The sequence below is a fragment of the Methylobacterium terrae genome, assembly GCF_003173755.1.
Lineage (GTDB): Bacteria > Pseudomonadota > Alphaproteobacteria > Rhizobiales > Beijerinckiaceae > Methylobacterium > Methylobacterium terrae.
On the sequence record NZ_CP029553.1, the window covers coordinates 2,767,520 to 2,784,986 of the forward strand.

At 74.6% G+C, this 17,467-nt stretch carries 16 protein-coding genes; 5 read left to right on the forward strand and 11 right to left on the reverse strand.

Annotated features, from left to right (window positions below):
* Positions 1 to 4: 4 nt before the first annotated feature.
* From DK419_RS12545 to DK419_RS12560, 5 genes are all read right to left on the reverse strand, one after another.
* Positions 5 to 1,330 carry an MFS transporter gene (locus DK419_RS12545; RefSeq protein ID WP_109959373.1) on the reverse strand — a complete coding sequence of 442 codons (1,326 nt, stop codon included), beginning with the start codon at positions 1,328 to 1,330 and terminating at the stop codon, positions 5 to 7.
* A gap of 112 nt (positions 1,331 to 1,442) precedes the next feature.
* Entirely contained in the window at positions 1,443 to 2,213 is a 771-nt protein-coding gene (locus tag DK419_RS12550) for a hypothetical protein (protein ID WP_245442929.1), read from the reverse strand.
* 111 nt (positions 2,214 to 2,324) lie between these two features.
* The gene (locus DK419_RS12555; RefSeq protein ID WP_109962276.1) at positions 2,325 to 3,731 is read right to left on the reverse strand and encodes a sigma-54-dependent transcriptional regulator; all 1,407 of its coding nucleotides are present in this window, start codon (positions 3,729 to 3,731) and stop codon (positions 2,325 to 2,327) included.
* Complete coding sequence (locus DK419_RS29435) at positions 3,716 to 4,048, reverse strand: sensor histidine kinase (protein ID WP_245443005.1); 333 nt, start codon at positions 4,046 to 4,048, stop codon at positions 3,716 to 3,718. The genes DK419_RS12555 and DK419_RS29435 overlap by 16 nt, the downstream gene beginning before the upstream one ends.
* Positions 3,937 to 5,202, reverse strand: a complete 1,266-nt coding sequence (locus DK419_RS12560; protein WP_245442930.1) for a histidine kinase dimerization/phospho-acceptor domain-containing protein — start codon at positions 5,200 to 5,202, stop codon at positions 3,937 to 3,939. Before DK419_RS12560 ends, DK419_RS29435 begins: the two co-directional genes overlap by 112 nt.
* A 231-nt stretch (positions 5,203 to 5,433) precedes the next feature.
* Here DK419_RS12560 and DK419_RS12565 point away from each other — a divergent pair, with 231 nt between their 5' ends.
* Both DK419_RS12565 and DK419_RS12570 read left to right on the forward strand, forming a co-directional pair.
* Positions 5,434 to 5,664: a hypothetical protein gene (locus DK419_RS12565; RefSeq protein ID WP_109959374.1), complete on the forward strand. Its 231-nt coding sequence runs from the start codon at positions 5,434 to 5,436 to the stop codon at positions 5,662 to 5,664.
* A gap of 488 nt (positions 5,665 to 6,152) precedes the next feature.
* Positions 6,153 to 7,853, forward strand: a complete 1,701-nt coding sequence (locus DK419_RS12570) for a methyl-accepting chemotaxis protein (protein WP_109959375.1) — start codon at positions 6,153 to 6,155, stop codon at positions 7,851 to 7,853.
* A gap of 18 nt (positions 7,854 to 7,871) precedes the next feature.
* On the opposite strand, the gene DK419_RS12575 is transcribed toward DK419_RS12570, so the two are convergent.
* From DK419_RS12575 to DK419_RS12585, 3 genes are read right to left on the reverse strand one after another with little or no spacing between them, the layout of a single operon-like run.
* Positions 7,872 to 10,058: a xanthine dehydrogenase family protein molybdopterin-binding subunit gene (locus DK419_RS12575; protein WP_109959376.1), complete on the reverse strand. Its 2,187-nt coding sequence runs from the start codon at positions 10,056 to 10,058 to the stop codon at positions 7,872 to 7,874.
* Positions 10,055 to 10,558, reverse strand: a complete 504-nt coding sequence (locus DK419_RS12580) for a (2Fe-2S)-binding protein (RefSeq protein WP_109959377.1) — start codon at positions 10,556 to 10,558, stop codon at positions 10,055 to 10,057. Before DK419_RS12580 ends, DK419_RS12575 begins: the two co-directional genes overlap by 4 nt.
* A gap of 13 nt (positions 10,559 to 10,571) precedes the next feature.
* Positions 10,572 to 11,897, reverse strand: a complete 1,326-nt coding sequence (locus DK419_RS12585) for a cytochrome c (RefSeq protein ID WP_245442931.1) — start codon at positions 11,895 to 11,897, stop codon at positions 10,572 to 10,574.
* 403 nt (positions 11,898 to 12,300) lie between these two features.
* Between DK419_RS12585 and DK419_RS12590 the strand changes: the two genes are divergently transcribed.
* Together DK419_RS12590 and DK419_RS12595 are read left to right on the forward strand one after the other, a co-directional pair.
* Positions 12,301 to 12,549 (forward strand): hypothetical protein, encoded by a 249-nt coding sequence (locus DK419_RS12590; RefSeq protein ID WP_245442932.1) that lies wholly within the window; start codon positions 12,301 to 12,303, stop codon positions 12,547 to 12,549.
* Positions 12,550 to 12,606: 57 nt separating this feature from the next.
* Positions 12,607 to 13,071 (forward strand): GNAT family N-acetyltransferase, encoded by a 465-nt coding sequence (locus tag DK419_RS12595; RefSeq protein ID WP_109959378.1) that lies wholly within the window; start codon positions 12,607 to 12,609, stop codon positions 13,069 to 13,071.
* 120 nt (positions 13,072 to 13,191) lie between these two features.
* On the opposite strand, the gene DK419_RS12600 is transcribed toward DK419_RS12595, so the two are convergent.
* The 3 genes from DK419_RS12600 to DK419_RS12610 all read right to left on the reverse strand — a co-directional run bounded on the left by DK419_RS12600 (position 13,192) and on the right by DK419_RS12610 (position 16,506).
* Positions 13,192 to 14,514: an MFS transporter gene (locus DK419_RS12600; protein ID WP_109962279.1), complete on the reverse strand. Its 1,323-nt coding sequence runs from the start codon at positions 14,512 to 14,514 to the stop codon at positions 13,192 to 13,194.
* Positions 14,515 to 14,879: 365 nt separating this feature from the next.
* Complete coding sequence (locus DK419_RS12605; RefSeq protein WP_109959379.1) at positions 14,880 to 15,629, reverse strand: SDR family NAD(P)-dependent oxidoreductase; 750 nt, start codon at positions 15,627 to 15,629, stop codon at positions 14,880 to 14,882.
* 4 nt (positions 15,630 to 15,633) lie between these two features.
* Positions 15,634 to 16,506: a 2,4-didehydro-3-deoxy-L-rhamnonate hydrolase gene (locus tag DK419_RS12610; RefSeq protein WP_109959380.1), complete on the reverse strand. Its 873-nt coding sequence runs from the start codon at positions 16,504 to 16,506 to the stop codon at positions 15,634 to 15,636.
* 170 nt (positions 16,507 to 16,676) lie between these two features.
* Between DK419_RS12610 and DK419_RS12615 the strand changes: the two genes are divergently transcribed.
* Entirely contained in the window at positions 16,677 to 17,453 is a 777-nt protein-coding gene (locus tag DK419_RS12615) for an IclR family transcriptional regulator (protein ID WP_109959381.1), read from the forward strand.
* Positions 17,454 to 17,467: the final 14 nt, after the last annotated feature.

The following is a 17,467-nucleotide window of genomic DNA, read 5'->3' on the forward strand; positions in this document are numbered from 1 at the left end:
ATTCTCAGGCGGTGGCCAGGGCCGGGCGGCCGGTGGGATCGGACGGCGTTCCGGCCTGGGCCGGCTCGAAGCCGCGGGTCTCGGGCATCACCAGGAGGTAGAGGGCGAAGCCGACGCCGGCGATGCCGGCGAGCGTCAGGAAGGCCGCCGAGTAGCCGGCCGAGACGATGATGAGGCCGGCGAGCGTCGCGCTCAACGAGGCGCCGAGCCCCTGCGCCGTCGCGACCGCGCCCTGGCTGACGTTGAACCGGCCGGTGCCGCGGGTGAGGTCCGCCACCACGATCGGGAACAGCGCGCCGTAGACGCCAGCGCCGATGCCGTCGAGGAGTTGCACCGCCACGAGGTAGAACGGGTTGTTCGAGACGGTGTAGAGCACGCCGCGCAGGGCCAGCACGCCGAAGGCGGCGAGGAAGATGGGTTTCCGGCCGATCGCGTCGGCCCTGTGGCCGACGAACATCGCCACCGGCACCATCACGCACTGCGCCGCCACGATGCAGATCGCGATGAGCGAGGTCGCGTTGTCCTTGCCCGACAGGTGGGTGAGGAGCTGGCCGACCGAGGTCAGCATCGCGGCGTTGGAGAGGTGGAAGATCGCGGCCAAGAGCGCGAACAGCATCAGGTACTTGTTCTGGACGAGCGCGGTCAGGCCGGAGGGCTGCTCGCACGCGTCGTCCTCGGCGCAGTCGAGGCCGCGGGCGAGGTCGTTGTCGATCGCCTCGTTCGGCACCATCAGCATCGCGCCGATCGAGAGCGCGGCGAGCACCCCCATCAGCCAGAACACCACGATCGGCCCGAACAGGTAGGCGAGCCCGCCGGCGAGCGCCGCCGAGACCGCGTTGCCGGCGTGGTTGAAGCCCTCGTTGCGGCCGATGCGCTTGGAGAACAGCTTCGGGCCGACGACCCCGAGGGTGATCGCGGCGAGGGCCGGCGGGAAGATCGCCCCGGCGATGCCGGCGAGCGACTGGGTCGCGGCCACCGCGTAGAAGTTCGAGATGAACGGCAAGGCGAGGCAGCTCAGGGTCACGGCGAGCGCCGCCGCGATGACGATGGCGCGCTTGTGCCGCGAGCGGTCGATGAGCGCGCCGGCCGGCGTCTGGGCGATCAGGCCGGCGATGCCGGCGATCGTCATGATCATGCCGGTGGTGGCCTCGTTCCAGCCCTGGTCGGGCCCGCGCACGGCGATGAGGTAGATCGCCAGGTACGGCCCCAGGCCGTCGCGCACGTCCGCCAGGGTGAAGTTGAGCGCATCGAGCCCCCGTAGCGCCCGGGTGGACGGCTGCCTGTCGAGCGAGGCGGACGCAGAGGCAGGGACGGAGGTTGCCGTGCTCACCGTGATGTCTCCCAGAGGAAGGACCGGCCGATCCGGAGCCGAGAACCGGTTGGGACGCGAAAAGTTGCGACACAACCGGATTAATTGTGCGCGAGAGGCGTTTCGCCCTCGATCAGGGCCGGCGCGGCGGGGCGCCCCCGGGCGGCGGCGGCGGCGGAGCGGCGCCCGGAGGCGGCGGGGGCGGCGCGTCGGGGCCGCCGGGCGGTCCGGCCTCGGCCCGGGAGCCGGGCGGACGGGCGGGGCGCCCGCCGACCTCGACCATGGTGTCGGGGCTCGTCCCGAGGGCGCGCACCTCCATCACCGTCCCGAGCGGGCTCCTCACGAGGGCGCCCCGCGCGCTGACGACCTGGCCCGTCCGGAGCGTCGCGCTCAGGCGCACCGCCTCGTGCGGCGGCAGCCGCAGGGTGGTGCCGTCGTCGAGGAGCGCGCCGTTCACCTCGCCCCGGCGCCCGTGCAGCAGGGCCGCGATGCGCCCGCTCGACGCCGCGTCGTCGGCGGCCGGCTCCGGCGGCCCGAGGGTGACGAGGGTGGCCCCCGTCGCCTCGTTGCGGACCGAGGCGCCGTCGACGAGGGGCAGCGCCCGGGCGCGCATGCCGCGCACCGCCACCGCGTCGCCCGGGCGGACCGTGAACACCACCGCCCCCGACATCCGCGGCGGCAGCTTCACCTCGGTGCCGTCGGTGAGGATCAGGCCGTCGACGTCGCCGCGGGGCGTGAGCGTGTACTGCTTCACCGTTCCCCTGGTCTCCGGCAGGGTGCCGGGATCCCAGACCGAATTGTCCTGCGCCGCGGCCGGGCCGGTCGCGAGGATCGCGGCCGCGAGGCCCGCCGCCCGGAGGCGGTGATTGCCCGTCGCCTTGCCTGTCGCCTTGCCTGTCATCATGGCTGTCGCTCGTCGGCGCCGGCGGGCGGCCGGCTCGGGCGTCGCCTGTCAAGACCCGTGCCAACGCCCAAACCCTTGCCGCAGCTCGAGAACCCTGCGGCAGGCGTCGGATCAGGCGTCGGGATTCAGGACATCGTCCGTCGGGTTTCCCGACAATTCCGCGTCGCGCAAGCCGTAGCGCTCGATCTTGGCGTAGAGGAGCTGGCGCTGGATCCCGAGCGCCTTGGCCGCCCGCGCGCGGTTGCCGCCGCTGGCGCGCAGGGCGCGGCGGATCATCAGTTCCTCGAGGCGCGCCACCGCGCCCGGCAGGTCGCCGTCGAGCCAGGCGGGCAGCGGCGCCTCCGTCTCCGGGCCCTCGCCCGAGGATCCTGGATCCGACCGCGCGCGATCCGGGAGGCCGAGATCCCCCGCGTCGATCACCGGGCCGCGGGCGAGCAGCGCCGCCCGCTCGATCACGTTGCGCAGCTCGCGCACGTTGCCGGGCCAGGGGTGGCGCATCAGCGCGGCGGCGGCCTCCGCGCCGAGGCGCTTCGGCCCCGCTCCGCCCGCGGACAGGAAGTGCTCGGCCAGCGAAAGGATGTCGGCCAGGCGCTCGCGCAAGGGCGGCAGGGTGATCGGCACGACGTTGAGCCGGTAGAACAGGTCCTGGCGAAAGCCGCCCTCGGCGACGAGGCGCGGCAGGTCGCGGTGGGTCGCGGCGACCACCCGGACCGTCACCGGAACCGGCCGGCCGCCGACCGGCGTCACCACCCGCTCCTGGAGCGCGCGCAGGATCTTGGCCTGCATCGCGGGCGGCATGTCGCCGATCTCGTCGAGGAACAGCGTGCCGCCCTCGGCCTCCCGGAACGCGCCGGGCCGGTCGTGGGTCGCCCCCGTGAAGGCGCCGCGCAGGTGGCCGAACAGCTCGCTCTCGAGGAGGTCGGGGGGAATCGCCGCACAGTTCACCGGGACGAACGGGCCGGCCCGCCGGCGGCCGTGGGCGTGCAGCGCGCGCGCCGCCACCTCCTTGCCGGTGCCGGTCTCGCCCTGGAGCAGCACCGTCGCGTCGCTGTCGGCGGCGAGACCGACGGCCTTCTGCACCCGGCGCATCGCCTCGCTGGTGCCGATCAGGCAGGAGGCGTCGGGCAAGGCGGGCGCCGCCGGGGGTGCGGCGGGACGGGCCAGCATGCCGGCGAGCAGCCCCGCGAGCTCGGCCCGGCCGACCGGCTTCGTCAGGTGGTCGTAGGCGCCGAGCCGCATCGCCTCGATGGTGTTCTCGGCGCTGGCATAGGCGGTGAGCACCGCCACCGGCGGCGGCTCCGCCCGGGCGCGCAGGCGCTGCAGCACCGCCATCCCGTCGAGCGCGCCCGGCATGCGCAGGTCGAGGATCACCGCGGCGATGGCCGGATCGTCCGCGACCCGCTCCAGCGCCTCGGCGCCCGAGGCCGCCAGCACCGGGAGGTGGCCGAGGTCGCTCACCGTCTCGGCCAGCCCCTCGCGCAGGGCCGGCTCGTCGTCGACGATCAGGATACGGGCGATGGGGGCCATGGCAGATCGAGCTCGAAGGTCGCGCCGGGACCCGTCGCCCCGGGAGGTGGGGCAGTGAAGCGCACCTGTCCACCATGGGCGCGTGCGATCTCGCGCACGAGGGCGAGGCCGAGGCCGGTCCCGTCCGGGCGGCCGGTGACGAAGGGCTCGAACAGGCGGCCGCGCAGGGCCTCCGGCACGCCCGGCCCCTGATCCGTCACCCGGACCCGCATCCTCTCGTCCTCGCGGGCGCCCGAGAGCCGCACCGTGCCGCCCGCCGGGCTGTGCTGGATCGCGTTGAGCAGCAGGTTGTCGAGGGCGCGGCGGATCTGCGCCTCGTCGAGGAGCGGCCGGCCGGCCGGCGCGGCGCCGACCTCGATCCGGATCCCCGGGTTCGGGCGAGGTCGTCGTGCAGGTGGGCGCAGTCCGCGAGCACGGTCGCGAGATCGGTCGGGGCGAGCGCCGGCGCCCGGGGCTGGGTCAGGCTGAGGAGGTCGCGCAGCAGCCGGTCCATCCGGGCGACCTGGGTCAGCACGAGGTCGAGGGCGGCGCGCGGCCGGGCCGGGTCGGGGCTCGCCAGCGCGTTCTCGGCCTTGAGCCGGATCGCCGCCAGGGGGTTGCGGATCTCGTGGGCGATGCCGGCCGCGAGCTGGCCCAGGGCCGCGAGGCGCTCGGCCTCCGCAGCGCGGCGGCGCGCGGCCGCGAGGCGGGTGCCCGCCGCGTTCAGCGCCTCGACAAGCCGGTCGAGCTCGCGCAGGCCGGTCGGGGCCAGGCGGAGCAGGTCGCTGTCCGGCGCGTCCCGCCCGAGCTGGCCCTCGAGCCGGGCGATCCGCCGGCCGAGCACCAGAAGCAGCCGCCCCAGGAACAGGGCCGAGCCGAGCACGGTGGCGGCCAGGAAGCCGAAGCCGGCCAGCAATTGGCCGTAGGCCCGGCCCTGGTCGGTGTAGACCCGCGCCATGGTCCAGGCCGTCGCCCCCTGGATCGGCCCGCGCAGGGGGCAGCCCTGCATCACCAGGGTCTGGGTGCGGGAGGCGCGCCGGGTCGCCGCCGGCCGCTCGGCCGCCAGGGTCTCGGCGTTGATGCGGCGGATCGTGTCGATCTCCGCCGCCGGCAGGTCGGTCTTCGGCCCGGTGCCCTCGTAGGTCGGGAAGGCGTAGGCCGCCGAGCCGCCGGACGCGGTCCAGATCCCGCCCTCGACTCCCGGATGGCGGGCGAGCGCCGTCACCACCACGTCGGTGAGCTGCCCCTCGAGGGGCGCATCGACCTCCGCCACGGTGCCGCTCCAGCCGGCGCTGAAGAAGGCGAACCGGTCGCCGATCTCGCGGCAGGCCCGGGCGACCTCCAGCTCGGCCTGGGCGACCTGCACGGCGGCGGACTGGGTGTAGAACTCGTAGAGCAGGTAGGCGGTGGCCGCGGCCGAGGCGAGGAGCAGGATCCAGACGGCGAGGAGGTGGGCGCGCAGGGAGCGGAGACGGGAGGCCATGGGCTGGCGGTTCGGGCGGCGTGGGCTTCGTGCGGCGTTCTCCCATGGGTGCGGCGGGAAGCGCAAATCGGCGGGCGACGCGATCGGGCGCGGCCCCGGCCCCGCATGACAAAGTGCCGCCGCGCCCTACATGAAGGGGTGGCACCGGGGGCGGGCCGCACTCGGCGGCCCGTTCGGCCCGGTGCCTCCCGAGGATGCGGCTCGCCCGCGCCTCGCAAGAGGAACGATGCCATGGCGACCCAAGACAGCACCGCGCGCGGACAGGCCGAGACCCGCGCGGCGCGGGCCCAGATGCAGGCCGAGATGGCGGCGCAGGCCTGGGCCGACCTCGCCACCGCGGAGCGCAGCCGCGACGACAACACCGCCCGCCTCAAGGCTCTCCGCCTCGCCCGCGAAGCCGAGGCCGAAGCGGTGGCCGCCGCCAAGCCGGCGCCGAAGACGCGGGCGAAGAAGAAGGCCTGAGATCCTCCGCGTCGTCGGCGCGGGCGACGAGGAAGCCTCGCCCGCGCCGACGACGCGGGACGGAACTCTCGAAGTCCGAAGGCGGGGCGGCCGCCCCGCTGGCCCAGTGCCTGCCCGCCACGTGCCAACCGGAAGGATGCGGGGTCGCCATCCGGTTCGAGACAGCTCGTGCGGCCTCGTTCGCTGGATCCCGGCCCAGCCGGATCGCGACGGCGGCGACCATCCGACCGCGACCGACGATCGTGGAACCGCCGGAGAGCCCGCGGCGCTGTCGTCTCCTTCGCGTCGCCAGCGGCAACATTTCGGAAAAATCTCTTTCGCCCCGCGGTCCCCTGCGGCAGGCCGCGCTCCGTCCATGCATCGGGACCTGGGGCGGATCAAAATATTACGATCATCTTCTTCTGATCTTGTTTAATATCCGATCGTAGCTCCGATACCGAATGTCAATACCTCTCGTGTAACCGTTGCCCGAAGCAGAGGAACGGGACATGAAGAAGCGCGTCGGGATGACGGCGAAGGTGGTCGTGATCGTCGCGTGTGCGATCGTGATGACGACGGCTGCGATGTGGATGGCGGCGTCGCGGCAGATCTGGCTCGATCTGCAGCGGCAGGACCTCGAGCGGGCGCAGCAGAACGGTCGTACCCTCGCCCTGGTCTTCGCCGGGCGCGTGCCCGGTTCCCGGGCGACGGTCGAGGACGGGCGGGTGACGGCGGTGACGACGCCGGGCCTGGCGGATTTCACCGATGCGTCGGTGGTCGACGATGCCGTCGCCTATGTCGGCGGCAGCGCCACCGTGTTCGCCTACGATCCGGCCCGGGACGCCTTCGTCCGCCGGGTGACGACGGTGCGCAAGGAGAACGGCGAGCGCGCGGTCGGGACCGCGCTCGCGCCGGACAGCCCGGCCCAAGCCGTCCTGCGCCGCGGCGAGGCGTTCCAGGGCGAGGTGACGCTGTTCGGGCGCCGCGTCCAGACCGTCTACCAGCCGACCCGCGACGCGGCCGGGGGCGTCAACGGCGTCCTCTACGTCGGCGTGCCGATCGAGGAATCCTACGCGACCCACGCGGCGACGATGCGCGCCGTCACCGTCGCGGCCGGGGTGATCGCGCTCCTCGCCTGCGTGGCGGCGGCCCTGGCGGCGCGGCGCCTCGTGCGGCCCCTCGTCGACATCGCGGCCCGGGTCTCCGGCCTCGCCGGCGGCGACCTCGACAGCCCGATCCGCCATGCCGGGCGGGGCGACGAGATCGGCGCCGTCGCCGAGGCCCTCGAGACCCTGCGGGAGACGAGCCGGCGCGCCCTCGCCCTCGAGGAGGCGGGCCGTCTCGGAAGCGAATCCGACGCGCGGCGGCGCGCCGCCCGCGACGCGGCGGTCGCGGCCTTCCGGGGCGAGGTCGCCTCCCTGGTCGCGGCGCTAGGCGGACGCGTCGCGGCGCTGAGCGAGCGGGCCGGCGCGATGACGGTGCAGGCCGGGGCGGCCGAGGGCGCGATCGCGGCGGCCTCCGCGCGCTCCGAGGCCGCCGCCGGCAACGTCGCCACCGTGGCGGGCGCCGCCGAGGAGCTGTCGGCCTCGGTCGGCGACATCACCGGCCAGGTCGCCCGGGCGCAGGACGGCACCGCCTCGGCGCTCGTCGAGGCGGAGGCGGCGGACGGGCGGGTCGGCGAGCTGGTCCGGGCCTCCGGCCAGATCGGCGAGGTCGTGGCGCTGATCGACGCCATCGCCGCGCAGACGAACCTGCTGGCGTTGAACGCCACGATCGAGGCGGCCCGGGCGGGAGCGGCGGGGCGCGGCTTCGCGGTGGTGGCCGCCGAGGTCAAGGCGCTCGCCGGCCAGACGGCCCGCGCGACCGAGGACATCACCCGGCAGGTCGGCGACCTGCGCGGCGCCACCCGGGAGACCGCCGCCACCCTGGCACGCATCCGCGCCCGGATGCTCCAGATCGACGAGACCACCGCCGGCATCGCCTCGGCGGTGACCCAGCAGGGCGCGGCGACGCAGGAGATCTCCCGCAGCGCCGGCGGGGCGGCGGCCGCCTCCCGCGCCATGGCGCAGGATTTCGACGCGGTGATCGCCGCGGCCCGCACCACCGCGGGCGCCGCCGGCACGGTCGATGCCGCGGCCCGCGAGGTCGACGAGCTCACCGCGCGGCTCGACGCGGAGGTGGAGCGCTTCCTGCGGCAGGTCGCGGCGTAGACGAGCCGCGGTCCGGCCTCAGACGCCGATCGCCGCCTTCACCACCTCCGGCCGCATCGGCAGTTCGCGCAGGCGCACGCCGGCGGCCGCCCGGATCGCGTTGGCGAGCGCCGCCGCGGTCGGGCCCTGCGCGACCTCGCCGGCGCCGAGGAAGGGAGAACCGGGGCGGTCGATCAGGTGGACGTCGAGGCGCTCCGGCACGTCGGGGAAGCGGGCAATCGGGTAGGTGCTCCAGTCGCGGCTCGTCGGGCCCTCGGCGTCGTGCGCCACCGCCTCGAACAGGCTCCAGCTCATCGCCTGGATGACCCCGCCCTCGATCTGGTCGCGGATGCCGTGCGGGTTGACGACCTCCCCGGCATCGACGGCGGCCTGCGCCCGCACCAGCCGCACCCGGCCGCTCTCGCGCTCGACCGCCACCTCGACCGCGAGCGCGCAATAGGCGGCGAGGTTCTTGTAGCGGGCGAACGCGAATCCGGCGCCGCGGCCCGGGGGCAGCGGCGCGCCCCAGCCGAAGCGGGCGGCGGCGGCCTCGATCGCGGCGCGCGCGCGCGGATCGTCGAGATGCGCGAGGCGGAACGCGACCGGGTCGGCGCCGGCCGCCTCGGCGAGCTCGTCGACGAAGCTCTCGATCGAGAACACGTTCATGTAGGCGCCGAGGCTGCGCAGGGCCGAGACCCGGAGCGGCATGTCGGCGACGAAGTCGTGCGCCACCCGCGCCCGGGGGAGCCGGTAGAGCGGGATGGCGTTGCGGTCGCCGCCGCCCTCGGGCTGCGGCAGCGCCTTCGGGGGCGGCGCCGGGAAGGGCGTCGCGAGCATCCGGGCCGAGAGAAGCTGGCCGGCGCCCGGCGGGCGGGTCAGGTGGGTCGGGCTGCGCACCGCGTAGTCCCAGTCGGCGATGCGGCCGTCGGGCCCGAGCACGGCCGCGGCCTCGGTCAGCATGGCGCCGCCATAGGGCTCCCACAGGTGCTCCTGCTCGCGGGTGTACTGCACCCGCACCGGCCGGCCGGGCAGGGCGCGGGCGAGGAGCGCCGCGTCGCCCGCCGCGTCGTCGGCGCCGTTATGGCCGTAGCAGCCCGAGCCCTCGACGTGGATGCAGCGAACCCGATCCTCGGGCAGGCCCAGCATCTCGGCCAGCGCCTTGCGCAGCGGGAACATGCCTTGCGCGTGCGACCACACGGTCAGGCGGGTGCCGTCGAACTCGGCGACGGCGCAGGACGGGCCGATCGAGCCGTGCATCTGATAGCGCCGCCGATACTGCGCGGTGAGCCGGCGCCCCGGCGGCGCCGGCGCATCGGTGCCGCGATCGAGGATCAGGGTACGCTCCGCGGCCCGGCCGGCGAGGTCCACAAAGAGCGCGTCGGGCTCCGGCACGCGGCTGCCGCCCTGCCAGACGGCGGCCTGCGCCAGCGCCCGCATCGCCGTGACGGCGGCGTATTCCCGCTCGGCCAGGACCGCCAGGACATCGCCGTCGCGGTGGACGCGGATCACCCCGGGCCGGGCCGCGACCGCGTCGGATTCCACGCTCACGAGGCGCGCGCCGGGCCGGGGCGGGCGCACGATCCGGGCATGCACCATCCCGGGCGCGCGGATGTCCTGGACGTAGGCCGCGCCGCCCGCGACCTTGGCGGGAATGTCGACCCGCGGCAGCGGCCGGCCGACGACCGCGTGGGCGGACGGATCGCGCAGGCGCGGCGCGGCCGGCACGTCGGCGTCGAGATCGACCTCGGCGGCGAGTTCGCCGAAGGCCAGGCGCCGGCCGTCGGGCGCGGCGACCGCGCCGTCCGCCACGGTCAGGTCCTCCGGCGGCAGGGAGAGCCGGCGCCCGGCGGCCTCGGCGAGGAGCGCGCGGGCCGCCGCCGCGGCGTGCCGGATCGCGGTGGCCGAATCCTGCATCGAGTGGCTGCCGGCGGTGTAGCCCTCGTTCGGCGTCAGATAGGTGTCGGCGGTGATCAGGCGCAGGGCGGCCGGAGCGAGCCCGAGTTCCTCCGCGGCGACCTGGATCAGCGCGGTCTTGATGCCCTGGCCGAGCTCCGCCTTGCCGGTCAGCACCGTGACGGCGCCGTCCTCGCCGATCCGGATCCAGGCGTCGATCCGGGGCGCCCCGGCGAGGCTGCCGCGGGGCGAGGCGGCGCGGACGGGCTCCAGGCCGATCCCGACCAGGAGCGCGCCGCCGACGAGCAGCGTACGGCGGGTGAGCGCGGTCACGGCGTCGCCCCCGCGGTGGCGGGCGCGAGACCGGCTTCTCGGCCGGCTTCTCGGCCGGCGGCGCGCCGCACGGCGGCGAGGATCCGCATATGCGTGCCGCAGCGGCACAGGTTGAGCCGCATCGCCGCCCGGATCTCGGCCTCGTCCGGGTGGGGGTTCGCCCGCAACAGGGCGTGGGCCCGCATCACCATGCCGGCGATGCAGTAGCCGCACTGCGCGGCGTTCTCGGCGATGAAGGCGGCCTGGAGCGGGCCGGGATTCTCCGGGCTGCCCAGCCCCTCGACCGTGGTGACGGGCCGGCCCTCCAGCACCCCGACCGGGGTGAGGCAGGACAGCACTGCCCGGCCCTCGACCTCCACCGTGCAGGCGCCGCACTGGCCGAGCCCGCAGCCGAACTTGGCGCCGTTGAGGCCGAGCTCGTCGCGCAGCACGTAGAGGAGCGGGGTCTCGGGCTCGGCCGCGACGGCCTGCGTGCGGCCGTTCACCGTCAGGGTCGGCATCGGCGTCTCCTCGTCACGGGATGCGCCCCGCCCGGGCTTCGGGCCCGGCCGCCCGCATCACCTCGCGCACCGTCGCGTCGAGGTTCGGCCACGGCCCGTCGGGGCTGAAGCGGGCGCGCAGGTAGGCGGCGAGATCGATGGTCTGGGCCGGGGTCAGCGCCGTCCCGAAGGCCGGCATGATCGGCCCCGGGGCGTGCTCCCGCGGCGCGATGCCGTCGCGCAGGACGAGGAGCAGGTTGCGCGGGTCCGGCGCCCGCAGGGTGGTGCGGTGGCCGAGCGACGAGGTGGTGTACGGCACTCCGCCGGCCGCGCCCCCGCCGCTCTCGTGGCAGACCGCGCAGGCGCCCGCATAGGTCTTCGCCCCCCGCGCCGAGGCGGGGTCGTCCGGCGGCACCGGCCAATCGACCGGGCCGGTGCGGCTGCCGGCGGGCGTTGGCCCGTAGAGCGTCGCCGTATAGGCCGCGAGCGCCCGGATCTCGCCCGCCGGCACCGCACGGTGCGCGTCGACCACCGGGCGCATCGGGCCCGCGGCGCCGCCGTGCCGGGGGTCCCAGTCGGCGAGGTAGCGGGCGAGGTCGTCCCGGCTCCACGGCAGCGGCGCCGGGGAGGAGCGGTCGAGGGGCGGGGCCCACCAGCCGTCGGCCTCTCCGCCCGCATAGGCCCTGGAGCGGATCTCGGCGCCGAGGAGGTTGCGCGGCGTGTGGCAGGCGCCGCAATGGCTCAGGGCCTCGGCGAGATAGGCGCCGCGGTGCCAGTCCGGATCGCGGCCCGGATCGGCCGGCGCCGTCGCGCCCGGGATCCGGGGTTCGCGGAAGAACAGGAGCTTCCAGCCGGCGATCAGCGGGCGCCAGGACAGCGGGAAGGGCAGGGCGTTGGCCCTCGCCTCCGCCCGCACCGGCTCCCGGGTCATCGTGAAGGCGTAGAGGGCGGCGACGTCGGCATCGCTCAGGCCGGCATAGTGGGTGTAGGGAAAGGCGGGGTAGAGGTGGCGGCCCTCGCGGTCGACGCCCTCGCGCATCGCCCGGGCGAAGGCGGCCAGCGTCCAGCGGCCGAGCCCGGTCTCCGGGTCCGGGGTGATGTTGGTGGCGTAGATCGTGCCGAACGGCGTCGCGATCCCGCGCCCTCCGGCATAGGGCCTGCCCCCTTCCGCCGTGTGGCAGGAGGCGCAGTAGCCGAGCGCGGCGAGGGTCGCGCCCCGCCTCACCCGCTCCGGCGCCGTCTCGCCCGGTCCGGGACCGCCGGGCGCGAGGGAGGAGCGCCAGGCCGCCAGCCCGAACCCGGCCGCCAGCGCGAGGGGAAGCGCCCCTGCGAGCCGGATGGCGATGCGGCGACGCCCCACGCGAACGGACCTCCGATACCTGCCGGCGAGGAACCCCGAGCGACCCGGGGCTGCGGCGGCGGGTCAACCGGTGCCTCCCGCCACGGTTCCGGGGCCGGAAACCGCTGCGCGGAGCGGCCGCAGCCGGCCGGGTCGTCCGGCACGTCGCCGGCGGCCTCGCCAGCCATGACGCGGGAGCCGCCCACCCGCGCGGCCGCGCAGTCTTGCCGCAATCCGCTGCAACGATGCTACCGTTGGGGCCGCCGGGGCGCCGCCGTCTAGGCTTGGCCTCGTCTGGGCGTGCGGCGGAGCTTCCGCACGGTCCCGTTCCTGCCGATCCCGCGGGACCGAGGGCTTGAGTCAGGGATCATCTCCGATGCGGTCCCCGCACCAGACGCGTCGCCGCCGAACGATTCAAGGTCCCATGGCGCAGCAGAGCTTCCAGGCCCGCCTCGGGCCGCCGCCGATGAGCGACGACGACGCGGCCTGCCGGGCCTGCCGCGGCCAGATGCGCGCGCACTGGGACGAGCGGCCCCATGCCCGCCTGATGGTGGTGGCCTCGACCCCGGTGGTCGAGGCGTTCGGCGGCGGCGTCGAGACCCGCTACCTCTGCCTCGAATGCGGCCACACCCTGATGCACTCGACCGGACGGTTCGGACAGGGCTGGCACTGAGGGCTTGAGCACGGCCCCGAACCGGGCGAGGGAGGGGACGGCTTCGGGAATCGGCGCATGTCCCTCACGATCGTCACCACGGCCGACCGGCCCGACCTCGCGCCCGTGACCGCGCGCTGGCGCTGGGAGGCCTTCCTGCAGGGGCGGGGCCGCTCCCTGGCGGAGGCGATGGCGGCGGAGGCCGCGCCCGCGACCGGCCCGATGCCCCGCACCTGCGTGCTCCTCTCCGACGACGAACCCGTCGGCATGGCGAGCCTTTCCGCCCACGACCTCGAGCCGCGCCCCGACCTCACCCCCTGGCTCGCCGGCGTCTTCGTCGCGCCTCGGGCGCGGGGGCGGGGCTACGCGGCACGGCTCGTCGCGGCGGTGGAGGGGCAGGCCGCGTCCCTCGCCGTCCCGACCCTGTGGCTCTACACGCGCAGCGCCGAGGGGCTCTATGCCCGGCTCGGGTGGCGGAATGTGGAGCGGTTCCGGTACCGGGAGAAGGCGTACGCGCTGATGCGGCGGGATCTCGGCGCCTAGCGCGCCTCGATCGCGGGAATCCGTCCGTCACGGGCGGTACGACGGATCTGCGCGCCGGTCCGGGTTCCGCTCTCGCGGGCCCGGAACGACGCGGAGGATGTCATGTCCCCCCGGGGGCGGTCAGCCCCTCGGCTCGCGCGGCACCCGCACGGCGAGGCACAGGAAGGCGGCGATCACCGGTCCGGCGGCGAGCGCCAGGAGGGCGGGGGTGAAGCTCTGGGTCGTGTCGCGGATCCAGCCGACCAGGTAGGGTCCGCCGAAGCCCGCGATCTGGGCGAGCCCGTTGATCATCGCGAGCCCCCCGGCCGCGGCCGCCCCGGTGAGGAACTGGGTCGGCAGGGCCCAGAACACGCCCAGCAGCGCCCAGACCCCGAAGGCGGCCGCGCAGAGCAGGAGCAGGCTGAGGAGCGGCGTCGGCGCGACCGCGCTCGCGGCCAGGAACAGGCCGCCGACGAGCGCCGAGAGCGCGGTGTGGAACTTGCGCTCGCCGGTGCGGTCGGAGGAGCGCGCCACCACCACGAGGCCGATCGCCGCGAACACGAACGGGATCGCGGTGACGAACCCGGTCTGCAGGTCGGAGAGGCCGCCGATGCTGCGCACGATCTGCGGCAGCCACAGCACCACGCCGTACACCGCCACCGCGTTGAACATGTAGACGAGGGTGAGGAGCCAGACCCGGTAGTCGCGGAAGATCGTGCGGAACTCGTGCGAGCCGACGCTCTCGACCTGGCGGTTCTCCTCGGCGAGCGTGCGGATCAGCCAGGCGCGCTCGTTCGCGTCGAGCCAGCGGCCGTCCTCGGGCCGGTCGACGAGGTAGAAGAACGTGACGATTCCGAGGATCACCGCGGGCGCCGCCTCGAGGATGAACAGCCACTGCCAGGCGGCGAGCCCGAACCAGGTCGGGTTGGCGGACAGGATCCAGCCCGAGAGCGGCGCGCCGATCACGCTCGAGAGCACCGTTGCGGTCATGAAGCCGGCGGTCGCCTTGGCGCGGTCGCGGGCCGGGTACCAGTAGGTGAGGTAGAGCAGGATCCCGGGCACGAAGCCGGCCTCGGCCAGCCCGAGCAGGAAGCGCATGGCGTAGAAGCTCCACTCCCCCTGCACGAAGGCCATGCCGCCGGAGACGAGGCCCCAGCTCACCATGATCCGGGCGATCCAGCGCCGGGGCCCGACCCGGTGCATGATCATGTTGCTCGGCACCTCGAAGGCGATGTAGCCGAGGAAGAAGATGCCGGCCCCGAGCCCGTAGGCGGTGGCCGAGAGCCCCAGATCCTTGTTCATGTGAAGCGCCGCGAAGCCGACGTTCACCCGGTCGAGGTAATTGATGATGAACAGGACGAAGCAGTAGAGCACGATGCGCGGCCGGAGCTTCGCCAGCACCTGCCGGCGCAGGGTCTCGTCCCGGTCCGGCGGCACGGCCGCCGCCGCGTAGGCTGTCGTCATGGGGGTGGTGGTCATGGGGGCGGTGGTCATGGGTGGTCCTCCCGATGGATCGCCCGCGGGCGCGCGACGGGGCGGGCCGTGGGGCGATGCGGGTTCTCTGGATTTTCGAACGATCGGCCCCTATCGGGGTCCGCAGCCGCGCAACGCGATGGGCGCAGTCGTTTCTCCCGGCGGGCGAAAGGGCCGTCCGGGAAACTCTCAAGACGAGAAGGGCGCGGGTGTTCCCCTCCCCGCTGAGGGGGAGGGGAACACCCGCACCATACCTTTCCCCGGACAGCCTTGCCGCTCGCGGGGGGAGACCCGCGGGGAGAGGAGCGAACCCGCGCCTTATCGGGACAGGGCTGCGTCGCGCGGGCCGCGGAGGCTCAATACGTCGCCCGTCCCCCCGACACGTCGAACACCGCACCGGTCGAGAACGAGGCCTCCTCGCTCGCCAGGAAGCAGATCAGCGACGACACCTCGTCGATGGCGCCGAAGCGGCCGATCGGGATCTTCGAGAGCATGAAGTCGATGTGCTCCTGCGTCATCTGGTCGAAGATCGCGGTGCGGACCGCCGCCGGGGTGACGCAGTTCACCCGGATCTCCGACATCGCCAGTTCCTTGCCGAGCGACTTCGTCAGCCCGATCACCCCGGCCTTGGAGGCCGAGTAGGCCGAGGCGTTGGGGTTGCCCTCCTTGCCGGCGATCGACGCGACGTTGACGATGCGGCCGTAGCCGCCCGCCTCCATCGCCGGCACCGCGGCGCGGTTGCAGTAGAACAGGCCGTTGAGGTTGACGTCGATCACCCGCTGCCAGGCATCGACGGGATAGTCGCGCAGGGTCGTGTTCGGCCCGGTGATGCCGGCGCTGCACACCAGCACGTCGAGCCGGCCGCCCAGCGCCGCCACGGTCTCGCGCATGGCGGCCTCGACCGCGGACGGGTCCGCGATGTCGAGCGCCCGGGTGTCGGCGGCGCCGGATTCGGCCTTGGCCTTCTCCAGCGCCTCCTCGTTCAGGTCCCAGAGCGCGACGGCCGCGCCCTCGGCCCGGAGGCGCGCGGCGACCGAGAGGCCGATGCCGGAGGCGCCGCCGGTGATCAGCGCCGTGCGGCCCGCGAAGCGATTCGGGTAGGCCATTGCCTCAGGCCTCCCGGCGCTGCCAGGCGGTGACGTCCTGGCGCTGCTCGCCGAGCTTCTCGATGCCGAGCGTCATCACGTCCCCGGGCTTCAGGAAGACCGGATCGGGCTTCATGCCCATGCCGACGCCCGGCGGGGTGCCGGTGGTGATGACGTCGCCGGGCATCAGGGTCATGAAGCGGCTGACGTAGGAGACGATCTGCGCGCAGGTGAAGATCATCGTGCGGGTGTTGCCGGTCTGCATGCGGCGGCCGTTGAGGTCGAGCCACATGTCGAGGTTCTGCGGGTCGCCGACCTCGTCGGAGGTCACGAGCCAGGGACCGACCGGCCCGAAGGTGTCGCAACCCTTGCCCTTGTCCCAGGTGCCGCCGCGCTCGATCTGGTACTCGCGCTCCGAGACGTCGTTGATGAGGCAGTAACCCGCCACGTAGTCGAGCGCCTCGGCCTCCTCGACGTAGGCCGCGCGCGAGCCGATGACGATGCCGAGCTCGACCTCCCAGTCGCTCTTCACCGAATCCTTCGGCAGCATCACCGGGTCGTTCGGACCCGACAGCGAGGTGATCGCCTTGGTGAAGACGATCGGCTCCTTGGGCACCGGCAGGTTCGACTCGGCGGCGTGGTCGGCGAAGTTAAGCCCGATGGCGATGAACTTGCCGACGTCGGCGACGGGCGTCCCGAGGCGCGGCGCGCCGTCCACCACCGGCAGGCTGCCGACGTCGATCGCCGCGAGGCGGGCCAGCGCCTGCGGGGCGAGGGCGGCCGGGCCGAGGTCGGGCAAGTGACCGGGCAGGTGGCCGGAGAGGTCGCGGATGCGGCCTTCCGCGTCGAGCAGGCCGGGCTTCTCCTGGCCCGCGGGGCCGTAGCGCAACAGCTTCATGGGGTCGAACCTCCGTCGGGCGCGCCGCCGCGGCGCGCGGGTTTCCGGGTGCGGGCAGGGCGGGACGGAGGATCGCGGGATTCGCTCGGTTTCCTCCGGCACGGCCCTGGCGCCGCACCACATGATCCCATATATTGGGATCTTGTTTTTCTATGTGGGACGATACGCCTATGGCAGCGAAGCCGTCAACCGGGAGCGAGGGCGCGGCGCCGGGAAGCCAGACGCTCCTACGCGGCCTCGCCATCCTGGAGGCGGTGGCGGGTGGCGCGCGCGACCTCGCCTCGCTGTCGGCGGCGCTCGGCACCACGCGCAGCACCACCCACCGGCTGGCCGCGGCGCTGGTCGAGCAGCGCTACCTCACCTTCGCGCCGCGGGACGGCTACGCCCTGGGCCCGAAGCTGGTCGAGCTCGGCTTTCGCGCCCAGCAGGCCGCGCCGGTGACGCGGGTGGCCCGGCCGCATCTCGAGCGCCTGTCGGAGGCCTGCGGCGACACCATCCATCTCGGCGTGCTCGAGGGCGACTGGGCGCTCTACCTCGACAAGCTGCCGGGGCGCCGGCGCATCGAGATCAGCTCGCGGGTCGGCGAGCGCCAGCCGGTCTGGTCGACGGGCCTCGGCAAGGCCCTGATCCTCGACCTCGACGAGGCGCGCTGGCGGGGCTTCCACCGCCTCGGCGACGCGCGCGGCGCCCACAGCCCGGACCTGGAGACCTGGCTGTCGCGGATGCGGACCTATGCCGGCCGGGGCATCGCCTACGACCGGGAGGAGAACGAGCCCGAGGTGCGCTGTGTGGCCGCCCCGATCCGCGACGCGAGCGGGGCGATCGTGGCGGCGTTCAGCGTCACCAGCACGGTGCAGTACATGGACGAGGCCCGGATGGAGGACCTCGCCGGGACGGCGCGGGAGGTCGCCCGCGCGATCAGCCGGGATCTCGGCTGGGCGGGGTAACGGTCATCCTCCCC